We start from the raw sequence: 13737 nt of genomic DNA on the forward strand, positions 1-13737 counted from the left end.
TTACATACGATTGAATTGAAAAAAACAATTCGAAACGTATCGAATTGATCTCATTTAATACAAAAAAACCCGACACGTTAAAACCTGTCGGGTTTGTTCTTTTAAATGAACTTATATTTCTTATATGGTTTAAAAAATAATTTTAAATGGTTAAATTTTAAATCTTCTTCCTCATTCTTGCTACCGGAATATCAAGTTGTTCACGGTATTTTGCAATAGTTCTTCTCGCAATTGGATATCCTTTTTCTTTTAAGATTTCTGCCAATTGATCGTCTGGTAAAGGTTTCTTTTTATCTTCTTCTTCGATTGTATTCTGAAGAATTTTTTTGATTTCTAAAGTCGAAACATCTTCACCCTGATCATTTTTCATGGCTTCAGAGAAAAACTCTTTTATTAGTTTTGTTCCGTATGGCGTTTCAACGTATTTACTGTTTGCAACACGCGAAATCGTCGAAATATCCAAACCAACCATATCTGCAATGTCTTTTAAGATCATTGGTTTTAGTTTGGTTTCGTCGCCGTCTAAAAAGTATTCTTCCTGATAATGCATAATCGCATTCATGGTTACAAAAAGCGTCTCCTGACGTTGTCTTATCGCGTCGATAAACCATTTTGCCGAATCCAATTTCTGTTTGATAAACTGAACCGCATCTTTTTGTGCCGACGATTTATCACGTGAATCTTTATACGTCTGCATCATTTCCTGATAATCTTTAGAAACGTGCAAAGACGGAGCATTTCTTCCGTTTAAGGTCAATTCTAATTCTCCATCAACAATTCTTATAGCAAAATCAGGAACTACATTTTCTGTTACTTTGTTATTTCCTGTATAAGATCCGCCCGGTTTAGGGTTTAGTCTTTCTATTTCGTGAATCGCTTTTTTAAGCTGTTCATTCGAAACCCCGTATTTCTGAAGCAGTTTATCGTAATGTTTTTTGGTAAAAGCATCAAACTGATTTTCGATAATATCTATTGCTAAATCAACGTATTCCGTTGGCGTTTTGTGCTTTAATTGCAATAATAAACATTCCTGCAAATCACGCGCTCCAACTCCCGAAGGTTCTAGTTCATGAATTACCTGAAGCATTTTTTCGACCATTTTCTCATCCGTATAAATACCTTGAGTAAAAGCCATATCATCTACAATATCCGGAACGCTTCTGCGGATATAACCCATATCATCAATACTTCCAACAAGGAATTCCGCGATTTCGCGTTCTTCATCGTTCAAAATAAAAGTATTCAACTGATTGATTAAATCCTGATGAAAACTTATCGGAGAAGCAAAAGGAGTTTCTCTTTCTTCGTCTTCACTATAATTATTCACCTGAGTTTTATAATCCGGAGTATCGTCGTCGCTTAAATATTCGTCGATATTAATGTCGTCTGCTTCGATTCTGTCAGATTCTGCATCATCATAATCGTCATAGTCTTCATTTGCGAATTCATCAGCTTCGTATTCTTCTTCTTTTCCAGCTTCTAATGCCGGATTTTCGTTCATTTCTTCTAATAAACGTTGCTCAAAAGCTTGCGTAGGCAATTGAATTAACTTCATCAGCTGAATTTGCTGTGGAGATAATTTTTGGGATAATTTTAAATTTAAAAATTGCTTTAGCATAAAAAAAGGTGCTAAGATGCTAAGTCCCTAAGGCTCTGAGCATCTTATATTGACGAATTAATTCGATTTAAATTATTTATATTTTAAAAACTTAGAACCTTAGTACCTCAGTTCCTTAGAATCTCAGATTAAAACTCAGCACTTCCAGGAGTTCTCGGGAAAGGAATTACGTCTCTAATATTTGTCATTCCAGTTACAAACAATACCAAACGCTCAAATCCTAAACCGAAACCTGCGTGAGTTGCTGATCCAAATCTTCTGGTATCTAAATACCATGATAATTCTTCTTCGTCTATTTCTAAGGCTTTCATTTTTTCGATCAAAACATCGTAACGCTCTTCTCTTTCAGAACCACCAACGATTTCTCCAATTCCAGGGAAAAGGATATCCATTGCACGAACAGTTTCTTTTCCAGGTTCTGTATTATCGTTCAAACGCATGTAAAACGCTTTGATATTTGCTGGGTAATCATATAAAATTACCGGACATTTAAAGTGTTTCTCTACTAAATAACGCTCGTGTTCTGATTGTAAATCAGCTCCCCATTCGTTAATCAAATAGCTGAATTTTTTCTTTTTATTTGGAGTCGAATCTCTCAAAATATCAATTGCTTCAGTATAAGAAACACGTTTGAAATTGTTTTCCAATACGAAGTTTAATTTCTCTAACAAAGCCATTTCGCTTCTGTCAGCTTGTGGTTTTGATTTTTCTTCTTCAAGAAGTCTTCCTTCTAAAAACGCCAAATCATCTTTACAGTTGTCTAAAGCATATTTAATTACATACTGAATAAAATCTTCAGCCAAATCCATGTTGTCATCAAGATCGTTGAAAGCAACTTCTGGCTCGATCATCCAAAATTCTGCAAGGTGACGAGAAGTATTAGAATTTTCAGCTCTAAAAGTTGGTCCAAAAGTATAAATCTGTCCCAAAGCCATTGCAAAAGTTTCACCTTCTAATTGTCCCGAAACTGTTAAGTTCGTATGTTTTCCGAAGAAATCTTTTTTGAAATCAATTTCTCCTTCTTCCGTTTTTGGCAAGTTATCCAAAGGAAGTGAAGTTACCTGAAACATTTCTCCGGCACCTTCAGCATCAGCTCCAGTGATAATTGGAGTGTTTACATACACAAAACCTTTTTCCTGAAAATATTTGTGAACCGCAAATGACAATACAGAACGTACACGCATAATTGCTCCAAAAGCATTTGTACGAACACGTAAATGTGCATTCTCACGTAAAAATTCCAAAGAGTGTTTTTTAGGTTGCATTGGGAATTTCTCCGCATCAGAATCTCCTAAGATTTCAAGTTTATTCACTTGAATTTCATATTTCTGCCCTGCACCTTTACTTTCAACCAAAGTTCCAATTACAGAAACTGCAGCTCCGGTCGTGATTCTTTTTAAAGTTTCTTCCGGTGTATTTTCAAAATCAACAACACATTGTATATTATTAATGGTAGAACCGTCATTAAGAGCGATGAACTGATTATTTCTAAAAGTTCTCACCCACCCTTTTGCATTAACCTCCTGAAGCGTCGTCGTACTGTTTAATAAGTCTTTAACTTTTGTGTGTTTCATTTTATATATAATATTGAAATTAAATTATTTGTTGTGTAATAACTGCAAATATAAACGATAATAATTAAAATTAGAAGCTGTTTCCTGCTATCCGCTATATCTTTTTCTTACTAAAGAAGTAAGAAAAAGGACACCGCTCCTATCAGGGCTAGGGCAATCGTTTTCATGAGAAGCAATTATTTCTTATTTTTTGTCCTTGCGAGGAACGAAGCAACCACACTAACAAAATAATTAGTTGATTTAGCAAATGAGATTGCTTCATTCCTCGCAAGGACTAAACTTTGTGTAAAAGAATATTGTCTATCAACCTTTGTCAAAGTTCAAAACTTTGACAAAGATTCAAACTATCAATTCGTACTAATTAGTGTAATTCGTGTTTACCCTTCCAAACTCTCCAAATCCTCTTTCTTAGCCTTTTTCTTTTCAAAAGTCAAAACTAAGGCTGGTAAAACCAATAGATTCGCAAACATCGCAAACGCCAAAGTACAAGAAATTAATCCTCCAAGCGCAATTGTTCCGCTAAAGCTTGAAAGCGTGAAAGTAGCAAATCCTAAAATTAAAACTACCGAAGTATAAAAAGTACTAATTCCAGTTTCTCTCAAAGCGCTGAAAACAGATCTTTTGACTTTCCCGTTGCTTTGAATCAAATCGTGTTTGTACTTCGCCATAAACTGAATCGCATTATCAACCGAGATTCCAAACGCAATACTGAATACTAAAATTGTCGAAGGTTTCAACGGAATTCCAAAATAACCCATCAATCCAGACGTAATACAAAGCGGTAAAATATTCGTAATTACAGATGCCATTACCATTTTGAACGATCTGAATAAATAAAGCATCAAAATCGCAATTACCAAAATGGCAAAAATCAACGATTCTATTAAGTTGTCTACCAAATATGATGTTCCTTTCTGGAAAACCAATGCTTTTCCTGTAATGGTAACTTCGTAACGATCTTTTGGGAAAATTTCAGCAATTTTTGAATGCAGTTTTTTCTCCACTTTCGCCATTTCATCCGTACCAATATCTCTCATAAAAGTGGTGATTCGGGCATATTGTCCAGTCGAATCAACGTAACTTTTCATTAAATTATCTTTGCTGTTTTTTGTTGCATTTTTAGCATACGACAAAATAAAAGCTTGTTCCTGCGAAGTTGGCAATTGGTAATATTCCGGATTTCCGTTATAAAAAGCCTGTTTCGAATATTTAACCAAATTCACAATAGAAACCGGTTTTGACAATTCCGGAAGACTTGCAATTGTATTTTGCAATTCATCCATTTTGCGCATCGTTGACAATTTCATAACACCTTTTTTATGTTTGGTGTCAATCATAATTTCGAGAGGCATTACACCGTTAAACTCTTTTTCGTAGAATAAAATATCTTTAAAGAAAGAAGCACTTTTTGGCATTTCGCCAATTAAACTTCCCGAAACTTTCATTTGAGAAACTCCAATTACACTAAAAACCAATAACAAACCGTAAATTGTATAGATTACTTTTCTCTTGTTTTTTACCACATTTTCTACAAAATCCAATAAAGTCGAAATATAGGTTTTAGTCAAATGGTACAAATGTTTTTCTCCCGGAACATCCATAAAACTGTACACAATTGGCACAATTAAAAGCGTCAATAAATAAACCGAAATCACATTGATCGAAGTCACTAAACCAAACTCAAAAAGCAGGTCGTTTCCTGTAATCATGAATGTTGCAAAACCTATCGCAGTTGTTAAATTCGTCATTAAAGTCGAAACTCCAATTTTAGAAATAATACGTTGCAAAGCCTTTGCCTGATTGTTGTGCAATTTAATTTCCTGCTGGTATTTATTGATAAGGAAAATACAATTCGTAATCCCAATTACGATAATCAATGGCGGAATAATAGCCGTTAAAATCGTGATTTTATAATGAAATAATCCAAGCGTCCCAAAAGACCAGATTACACCAACAATTAAAATGCAAATCGAAATAAATGTCGCTCTGAAAGAACGGAAAAAGAAAAAGAAAATCAATGAAACCGTAAATAAAGCCGCGCCAATAAAGAGCCCGATTTCACCTTTCATATTATCAGCATTGATTGTTCTGATATATGGCATTCCCGAAACTTTCAAATCGATTCCGGTAGTTTTTTCGAATTTATCAATTTTTGGAACCAGATTTTCAAGGATAAAAGTCTTTCTTTCGGCTGTATTTACAAGCGCCTTGTTGATATAAACTGCTGAACGAATACTTCCGCTTTCTTTATTAAAAAGCAAACCTTCATAAAAAGGTAAATTATGAAATAAATCGTATTGTACCTTTTTTAAATACTCAGGATCTGTCGCTTTACTTTGATTGATAAACGGAGCGAGAACAAATTTTTCGTTAACAGTATCTTTTTCTAATTTTTTCAAATCATTCAAAGACACAACCAAATCTACTTCTTTAGAATTCTTTAAACCTGTCATTAATTCATTCCAGGCAGCATAATTTTTAGGCGTAAAAAATTTCGGATCCTGAAACCCAATTACTACTAAATTTCCTTCTTCACCAAATTTACTTAGGAACTTTTGATAATCTTTATTTGCAGTATGATTTTTAGGAAGCAAATTTGCTTCAGTATAAGTCATAGCAAGGTTTTTCCATTGATAACCAAGGAAAATTGTCAAGGCCGAAACCCCAACGAGTATCGCAATTCTATTTTTAAGTATGATTCTGGCCAGTTTTTCCCAAAATCCAACTTGTACAGCGTTTTTCATAAATTCTTTAAAATGGATGCAAATGTAGTGAAAAGTGCTCGAAATCATAAATATTCGGTTCGTTTTTACTGTTTGTTAACATAATTGATATTGTGATTTTTAGGAAAAATTAGATGATTTGTACAATCCTACGTTAGCTTTTCTCATATTTGTACTTAATTTAAAAAAGGAACGGAAAATGAATTGGATTTTATTAATAATTGCTGGACTTTTTGAAGTTGGATTCGCTTCTTGTTTGGGCAAAGCCAAAGAAACAACAGGAATTCTATCAACTTACTGGATGATTGGGTTTTTCGTTTGTCTTTCGATAAGTATGCTTTTATTATACAAAGCCACACAAGTTTTACCAATTGGAACCGCTTATGCCGTTTGGACAGGAATTGGCGCCGTTGGAACTGTTTTGGTTGGAATTTTCATTTTTAAAGAACCGGCAACTTTTTGGAGAATATTTTTTCTTTCGACTTTAATCGCTTCAATTATTGGGTTGAAGTTTGTTTCTAGTCATTAGAGAATGTTGGCCCACGGATTTTACGGATAAAACGGATTTACACCGATTAATTTGATATTAATTCGTGAATTCGTGGCGAAAAAAAATAGCACGCAGATTTTACGGATAAAACAGATTTACACTGATTGATTTATTTTTTATGCGATTGAAAACGTAACCCGATCTTAAAAAGAAAATCTGTGACAACCTGTTTAATCCGTAAAATCCGTGGGCAAAAAAACTTTTAACTTTACATAACAATGCAAGACAACACAATAACTTTTATATTTCTGGCAATTCTTTTATTGCTAATCGCCATTATCTGCTTTTTGTTTTATCAATTGATGCAATTCAAAAAAGCAAAAGATGATGCCGAAAAGAGTTTTTATGCGCTCGAAATGAAAGTTAACGATTTGCAGTTAGAAACTTTAGAATCAAAACTGAATCCGCATTTGTTTAAGAATATTCTAAATTCGATTCAATCGCATGCTTATCAAACGTATTTTGCATTGGATAAATTAGCGAATGTTCTGGACTATATTTTATACGAAAGCAAAAAGAAATTTGTCACAGCAAAAGAAGAAATTGATTTTGCATTGAATCTTATCGAAATCAATAAAATCAAGATAAGTCCGCTTTTTGAGTTAAAGATCAAAACCAACATTAATAAGGACGATAAATTGTACGAACAACCTTTATTGGCGCCTTTAATTTCTATTGATTTAATCGAAAACGCCTTTAAACACGCCGATTTGCAAAGTGCAGATGCTTTTATTTCGGTAGTTTTTGAGTTTAGAGACAATAGTTTTTTTATGACGGTTTCGAATAAAATTTCGGATAAAAAAGTATTAAAAAAAGAACGAAGCGGTTTTGGTCACGCTACTTTAGAACACCGATTGCGCATTATATATAAGAATAATTTCAAACTCGATAAATTTGTCGAAAACGACATTTATATTGCTCATCTAAAAATAGATTTACTTGAATACAAAACTGAAATGCTTGCTTCTGGACGATGAGTTACCGGGATTAATGTACCTGAAAATGCTTTGCGAACAAATTCCGGAAGTCGAAATCGTAAAGACATTCAATAATCCAGAAAAACTCCTTGCAGAAATTCCGAATCTCGATTTTGATTTACTGATTTCAGATATCGAAATGCCGGGAATGGACGGTTTGCATCTGGCAGAAATGCTCAACAACAAGTTGGTTATTTTTTGCACCGCTTATAAAGAATATGCCGCCGATGCTTTTAATATCGACGCGGTAGATTACATCACAAAACCGGTAAAACTGGAACGTTTGCAAAAAGCAATCTCAAAAGCTTTTGAACGTTTTGACAAACCTGATTCGTCCAAAAAATTCATTCAGTTAAATACCGACAAAGGAAAAACCTTATTGTATTTTAATCAGATTCAGTATATCAAAACCGCAATTAGTGATAGTCGTGACAAAACAGTTCTCCTGACTGACGGAAGTTTTCTAAACCTGAAGAACGTCAAATTCGATACGCTTTTAAACGAATTACCTGACGCAGATTTTTGCCGAATAAATAAAAAAGAAATTGTCGCCGTAAAAGCAATTAAATTCTTCAATCATAACGAAATTGTATTGTATCATTTAGAAAAAAATGACAAAAACAGCACTTTAATTTTAAGCGAAACCTATCGTTCTGACTTTTTGAAAAAGGTAAAACTTTAATTTACATATGTTATCCTGAGCGAAGTCGAAGGCTTGTATAGCAATAAAGGGCTTCGACTTCGCTCAGCCTGACAATCGTGTTTTTAGAGAAATCAGACAACTTATTACAAAGTTTTTCGGACTTGTTACATACATTGAAAATTAGGTTTAAAATTCCTTTTTCACTTAATTCTCAGTTCTGATATTTGCAGCATTAAAATCTAAAAAACGAGTTATGAATAACATTAAAAACTCCTTATTTTACATTACAGTTATTGGCGGTTTTACAGCTCTCATATATTGGGTAATTTCAAAAGGTGCCGCTCTAGAAGTAGGACGCGGAATCGTACATAAACAAATAGCAAGTAATCACTGGAATGATTTTCTTCATTCTATGGTCGAAAACCTGCAACATCCTTTAGCAATTTTATTGGCTCAGATCGTTACTATTATTTTAGTCGCACGTTTATTCGGGTGGTTTTTTAGAAAAATAGGACAACCGTCTGTAATTGGCGAAATGATTGCCGGTATTGTTCTTGGACCATCATTGGTTGGAATGTATTTTCCGGAATTCTCACACGCTTTATTTCCAAAAGAATCTTTAGGAAACCTACAATTTTTAAGTCAGATTGGTTTGATTCTTTTCATGTTCGTGATTGGAATGGAATTAGATTTGAAAGTCTTAAAAAACAAAGCACACGATGCTGTAGTAATTAGTCACGCAAGTATTGTAATTCCGTTTGCGCTGGGATTAACTCTGGCTTATTTTATCTACCATACATTTGCTCCTGTTGGCGTTGAGTTTGCTTCTTTTGGATTATTTATGGGAATCGCCATGAGTATTACTGCGTTTCCGGTTCTTGCCAGAATTGTACAGGAACGCGGCATGCAAAAAACAAAATTAGGAACCATTGCCATAACTTGTGCTGCTGCCGATGATATTACAGCTTGGTGTATTCTTGCCGTTGTAATTGCTATCGTAAAAGCGGGTTCATTTACAAGTGCTTTATATGTAATAGGTTTGGCTATTTTGTATGTAATTATAATGCTAAAAATAGTTCGCCCTTTCTTAAAACGTGTTGGAGATTTGAATTCAACTCGCGAAAGTTTGAACAAACCGGTTGTAGCGATCTTTTTCATCACACTTTTATTTTCTGCTTATGCTTCTGAATTAATCGGAATTCACGCTTTATTTGGAGCTTTCTTAGCCGGAGCAATTATGCCGGAAAATAACAAATTCAGAAATATTTTTATCGAAAAAGTTGAAGACGTTGCAATCATCGTTTTATTGCCTTTATTCTTTGTATTTACAGGTTTACGTACACAAATAGGTTTATTGAATGATCCTTATTTATGGAAAGTAACCGGAGTAATTATTGCCGTTGCCGTAGTTGGAAAATTCTTTGGAAGTGCTTTTGCTGCAAAATTTGTCGGACAAAGCTGGAAAGACAGTTTAGCCATTGGAGCTTTAATGAATACAAGAGGTTTAATGGAATTAGTAGTTCTAAATATTGGTTATGATTTAGGAGTTTTATCTACAGAAATTTTTACCATGATGGTTATTATGGCTTTGGTAACCACTTTTATGACTGGTCCCGCGCTTGATTTTATCGGATTTATTTTTAAAGATAAAATGACCGCAGTTCCTCATGAAATTGGAAACAAAAGCAAATACAAAATTCTGCTTTCTTTTGCAACGCCAGAAAAAGGAAAAAAACTACTTCAGATCGCAAATAGTTTAGTCAAAAAACAAGGAGATAATTCGATTGTAACCGCAATGCATCTTTCTCTAAGTACCGAAATACATTCGTTTGACGTCAAAGATCACGAGCGAAAAATGCTTGTTCCGGTTATTGAAGAATCAGAACGATTGAATCAAAATATGTTAAGTGTTTTTAAAGTAACCAATGATATTGACACTGATATTATTGACACTGCAAATCAAGGCGAATACGATTTATTGTTAGTTGGTTTAGGTCAGTCTATTTTTGACGGAACTTTACTGGGGAAAATCCTTGGTTTCACAACCCGAATCGTAAATCCGGATCGTTTAATTGATAAGTTTACCGGAAAAGAAGGTTTGTTCGAAAACTCTCCTTTTGACGAAAGAACGCGTCATATAATTGCAAAAAGCAAAATGCCTGTCGGAATTTTTATTGATAAAGATCTGGAAGAAGTAAATCAGGTTTTCATGCCGATTTTCAGCAAAGAAGATGCTTTTTTAATAGAATATGCCAAAAAGTTAATCAATAATAATGGCTCGCAAATTACGGTTCTGGACGCAAGCGGCGAAGTAAAAAGCACTCGCGATATTCAGGAAACAATTCGCTCGATCGAACAAATTGCGCCAAATCATATTATGATTATGCACGACAGAACACTTAAAAAGGAATTCCTAGAAAGCCAAAACTTAATGATTATAAGTCTTGAAAGCTGGAAAAAACTAATAGAATCTCAAAGTACATGGCTAAACAACACGCCATCAGTTTTGATCTTGAAGCCTTAAACGGAAAATAAATTCCGATATTTTAAATCCCAAATTCTAAATCTGTTTTGATTGGAATTTGAGATTTTTTCATTTCTATTGTCATTCCGAGGAACGAGGAATCTCCACAAGTAGCTCGACAAAGATTGGCGCTTTTGTTTGTGTTAGTTTCTTGCGGAGATTCCTCGTTCCTCGGAATGACAATACTTTGAAAACAAACTATAAAACCTCAGCACCTTAGCAACTCCGTATCTTAGAACCTTTAAATAAAAAACCTACTTCAACAAATACCCCAATCGAATCGATCCGAAAAAATAACCTGCGCTTGTATTTGTAATTTCGTTAGGTTCTACTTCTCTGCCTCGGTAGATAAAGGAATAAGATAAATTCCAATTGTTATGGCGGTATTTTAAGCCAAATTCGGCATTGAAACGCCAATGCGTTATATCAAATGTTAGCGGACTTGTATTGCTGAACATACTTCCCTGAATCGTTGCGTCGTAAAATTGGTAATTGACGCTTGGAATCGCATAAAAATAAAATTCCCGAATATTATATTGCGGTTCTGAACTTACAGAAGCATCGTACATATTTGAATCGTAAATTGGTAATAATCTCTTAAAACCTATTCGGGCTAGAAATCCTGTGGAAACTCCTGTGAAAATAGTCCCTAAATTACCTTCTGACTGAAAATGAAGATCTACAAAATCATTATGTTTATTTGGAAATAATTTCTTTGAATATAAAGCGTGCGCCTGAGCACCAAAAGCATTATACAATTGATTTTCCCAACCATAAACTGTTTTGTAACCTATAAGATGATGGAAACTTTCTTGTGTTTGTCTTCCAAAAGCATTTGGTCCCATAAAACCCAACTGAAAATCAGTTTTTAAAACCGACTCACTTTTATAAAAAAAGCTTCGTCCGGCTTCGGCAAAAAGATAAGCGGTAAACGGGCGATCATTTTCTCCAACGGATTCTGCATTAATAAATCTTGGATTATAGATATATTGCCCAATGCGAAACTCGGTGATTTTTTTATTGATTTTTTCATTGTTATTCTTCGACAGAAAACGGTAGAAAAGCTCTAAACCATTGGTATAATACATATCATTTTTTGATGAAGTGTATAAATCATTATCAGTAATAAGACCAATTTCTTTTGTTTTTGCCTGTCCAAAAATTAAAGTCGATGACAATATCAGAAATGCAAAAAGAACTTTTTTATTTCGCATTATAATTTATTTTTCCAACAGCACGCATTTCACGAACGATTCTTTCTTTGCGTCTGTTGATATAACTTGAAGATCCTGTTGCTTTAAACTTTCTTGGATTTGGTAAGATTGCTGCAATTCCGGCAGCTTGCATTGGCGTTAAGCTCGAAGCGTCTCTACGATACCAATGTTCTGTTGCTGCATATGCGCCATAAACTCCATCGCCCATTTCGATACTATTCAGGTAAACTTCCATGATGCGTTCTTTGCCCCAGATAATTTCGATCAAAACGGTAAAATAAGCTTCTAATCCTTTTCGTAAATAACTTTTCCCTTGCCATAAAAAAACATTCTTGGCAGTTTGTTGCGAGATTGTACTTCCACCACGAATTCGGCGCCCGCGTTCGTTGCTTTTATATGCTTTTTGTAATGCTTTAAAATCGAATCCGTTGTGAGTTAAGAAAGTTCCGTCTTCACTTGCAATCACTGCTTTCTGAAGATTCATTGAGATTTTTTCAATTGGTTCCCAGTCGTGATCAAAATAAACTTCCTTTCCATCCATTTTATTTTCGATAGCACGAATGATCATTAAAGGCGTAAACGGCACCGGAACATATTTAAAAAATACGACGGACGCGATCGAAACTCCAAAAAACCATAAACAAGCTTTTATAAAAAACCATTTTACTTTTTCGCCAAAAGAACGATTGGTTTTCTTCGATGCCGGTTTTGATTTACTCGCTGTTGTTGCTTTTTTTGGTGTTATTTTTTTGATTACTGCCATTATATTAAATCTGCTAATTCTGTTCCTACTAAACTGCCAATTGCTACTCCCATTCCGCCTAAACGCACTCCACAAAACACGTTTTCAGACAGTTGTGTAACAACTGGACTTTTGCTATTTCCAACTCCCATTATTCCACTCCAACGGTGTGCAATCTGAAAGTCCTGATATTGTAAAATTACATTTTTAAGTAAATCCTCCAATTTATTTTGCACAATTTTCGTCTGTCCAAATTCGGTTGTGTTTTCAGTTTCAAAATCCAGATTTCGTCCGCCTCCAAGTAAGATTCTGTCGTTTATATTTCTAAAATAATAATAACCTCTGTCTAAATGAAATGTTCCTTTTATATCTAAACCCGGAATTGGTTCTGTAATTAAAACTTGTGCTCTTGCAGGTTGAACAGCGCCTTTTGTCAAAGTATTGGCAAAACCATTTGTAGCAAAAAGCATTTTTTTTGATTTAAAGCTAAAATCATTCAAAACAATTTCGACCTGATTGCCTAAATCTGAATATGCCGTAACTGTTTGTTGATTGAGAATTAAGATATTATCCGAAACTGCTTGTCGCAACAATTCCTGCATCATATTTCCGGTATCAATCTGGGCTTCAAACGGATTAAAAACTAAGTAATCCTGAATATCTCCAAACCCGAATCTATCTGTTTCTTTGGTAAAAACATCGGCTTTGAAAAGTGGTTTTAGAATTTCGTTTATAAAAGGAATTTTCGAAATGCATTCGCTAAAACCAAGTTCGTCTTCTTTCAAAAACAATTCATATCCGCCGTGAGGTTTAAAATCAATTGCAGAATCTCCTAATCTTTTTCGGAGTAATTGCAAACCTTTCCAACGTTTCTCGATAAGATTGATAACATCTTCTTCTGAATGTGTTTTTAAATCATCCATAATTTCAGAAAGGCTTCCAAAACAGGCAAAACCAGCATTTTTGGTGCTTGCGCCTTGCGGTAACATTCCTTTTTCTAACACTAAAATTTTTGCAGTTAGGAATCTTTCGCGTAAGCGTAATGCAGCATGTAGTCCTACAATGCCGCTGCCAACGATTGTAAAGTCAACATTCGTAAACCAGTTTTTAAGTTCCCAATAACTTAATTCCATTTGTCAATTTTTTATAAAAATACTGATTTTTTGTTTCAC

At 34.3% G+C, this 13737-nt stretch carries 10 protein-coding genes; 4 read left to right on the plus strand and 6 right to left on the minus strand.

What is annotated here, in order from left to right; genetic code table 11:
• Positions 1 to 157: 157 nt before the first annotated feature.
• The 3 genes from rpoN to CLU81_RS10485 form a co-directional block, all read right to left on the minus strand.
• On the minus strand, positions 158 to 1618 hold the full coding sequence (gene rpoN, locus CLU81_RS10475) for an RNA polymerase factor sigma-54 (protein WP_089353249.1): 1461 nt from the start codon (positions 1616 to 1618) through the stop codon (positions 158 to 160).
• 128 nt (positions 1619 to 1746) lie between these two features.
• Positions 1747 to 3192 carry an asparagine--tRNA ligase gene (asnS, locus tag CLU81_RS10480; protein ID WP_099709748.1) on the minus strand — a complete coding sequence of 482 codons (1446 nt, stop codon included), beginning with the start codon at positions 3190 to 3192 and terminating at the stop codon, positions 1747 to 1749.
• 377 nt (positions 3193 to 3569) lie between these two features.
• A complete protein-coding gene (locus CLU81_RS10485) occupies positions 3570 to 5936 on the minus strand; it encodes an RND family transporter (RefSeq protein WP_099709749.1) in 2367 nt (788 codons plus the stop codon).
• Positions 5937 to 6114: 178 nt separating this feature from the next.
• Here CLU81_RS10485 and CLU81_RS10490 point away from each other — a divergent pair, with 178 nt between their 5' ends.
• The 4 genes from CLU81_RS10490 to CLU81_RS10505 all read left to right on the plus strand — a co-directional run bounded on the left by CLU81_RS10490 (position 6115) and on the right by CLU81_RS10505 (position 10609).
• Complete coding sequence (locus tag CLU81_RS10490; RefSeq protein WP_099709750.1) at positions 6115 to 6444, plus strand: multidrug efflux SMR transporter; 330 nt, start codon at positions 6115 to 6117, stop codon at positions 6442 to 6444.
• 239 nt (positions 6445 to 6683) lie between these two features.
• Positions 6684 to 7442: a sensor histidine kinase gene (locus CLU81_RS10495; protein WP_099709751.1), complete on the plus strand. Its 759-nt coding sequence runs from the start codon at positions 6684 to 6686 to the stop codon at positions 7440 to 7442.
• Entirely contained in the window at positions 7405 to 8124 is a 720-nt protein-coding gene (locus CLU81_RS10500) for a LytTR family DNA-binding domain-containing protein (RefSeq protein ID WP_099709752.1), read from the plus strand. Before CLU81_RS10495 ends, CLU81_RS10500 begins: the two co-directional genes overlap by 38 nt.
• A 214-nt stretch (positions 8125 to 8338) precedes the next feature.
• Positions 8339 to 10609: a cation:proton antiporter gene (locus tag CLU81_RS10505; protein WP_099709753.1), complete on the plus strand. Its 2271-nt coding sequence runs from the start codon at positions 8339 to 8341 to the stop codon at positions 10607 to 10609.
• Between the two features lie 254 nt (positions 10610 to 10863).
• On the opposite strand, the gene CLU81_RS10510 is transcribed toward CLU81_RS10505, so the two are convergent.
• From CLU81_RS10510 to CLU81_RS10520, 3 genes are read right to left on the minus strand one after another with little or no spacing between them, the layout of a single operon-like run.
• Positions 10864 to 11823: a lipid A deacylase LpxR family protein gene (locus CLU81_RS10510; RefSeq protein ID WP_099709754.1), complete on the minus strand. Its 960-nt coding sequence runs from the start codon at positions 11821 to 11823 to the stop codon at positions 10864 to 10866.
• The gene (mtgA, locus tag CLU81_RS10515) at positions 11813 to 12586 is read right to left on the minus strand and encodes a monofunctional biosynthetic peptidoglycan transglycosylase (protein WP_099709755.1); all 774 of its coding nucleotides are present in this window, start codon (positions 12584 to 12586) and stop codon (positions 11813 to 11815) included. Before mtgA ends, CLU81_RS10510 begins: the two co-directional genes overlap by 11 nt.
• Positions 12586 to 13698: an FAD-binding oxidoreductase gene (locus CLU81_RS10520; protein ID WP_099709756.1), complete on the minus strand. Its 1113-nt coding sequence runs from the start codon at positions 13696 to 13698 to the stop codon at positions 12586 to 12588. Before CLU81_RS10520 ends, mtgA begins: the two co-directional genes overlap by 1 nt.
• Between the last annotated feature and the right edge of the window lie 39 nt (positions 13699 to 13737).

The sequence above is a fragment of the Flavobacterium sp. 9 genome, assembly GCF_002754195.1.
Classification (GTDB): domain Bacteria; phylum Bacteroidota; class Bacteroidia; order Flavobacteriales; family Flavobacteriaceae; genus Flavobacterium.

Bases quoted from the DNA above. Each gene is read 5' to 3' on its own strand.
- rpoN (WP_089353249.1), bottom strand. From the start codon at position 1,618: ATGCTAAAGCAATTTTTAAATTTAAAATTATCCCAAAAATTATCTCCA.
- asnS (WP_099709748.1), bottom strand. From the start codon at position 3,192: ATGAAACACACAAAAGTTAAAGACTTATTAAACAGTACGACGACGCTT.
- CLU81_RS10485 (WP_099709749.1), bottom strand. From the start codon at position 5,936: ATGAAAAACGCTGTACAAGTTGGATTTTGGGAAAAACTGGCCAGAATC.
- CLU81_RS10490 (WP_099709750.1), top strand. From the start codon at position 6,115: ATGAATTGGATTTTATTAATAATTGCTGGACTTTTTGAAGTTGGATTC.
- CLU81_RS10495 (WP_099709751.1), top strand. From the start codon at position 6,684: ATGCAAGACAACACAATAACTTTTATATTTCTGGCAATTCTTTTATTG.
- CLU81_RS10505 (WP_099709753.1), top strand. From the start codon at position 8,339: ATGAATAACATTAAAAACTCCTTATTTTACATTACAGTTATTGGCGGT.
- CLU81_RS10510 (WP_099709754.1), bottom strand. From the start codon at position 11,823: ATGCGAAATAAAAAAGTTCTTTTTGCATTTCTGATATTGTCATCGACT.
- mtgA (WP_099709755.1), bottom strand. From the start codon at position 12,586: ATGGCAGTAATCAAAAAAATAACACCAAAAAAAGCAACAACAGCGAGT.
- CLU81_RS10520 (WP_099709756.1), bottom strand. From the start codon at position 13,698: ATGGAATTAAGTTATTGGGAACTTAAAAACTGGTTTACGAATGTTGAC.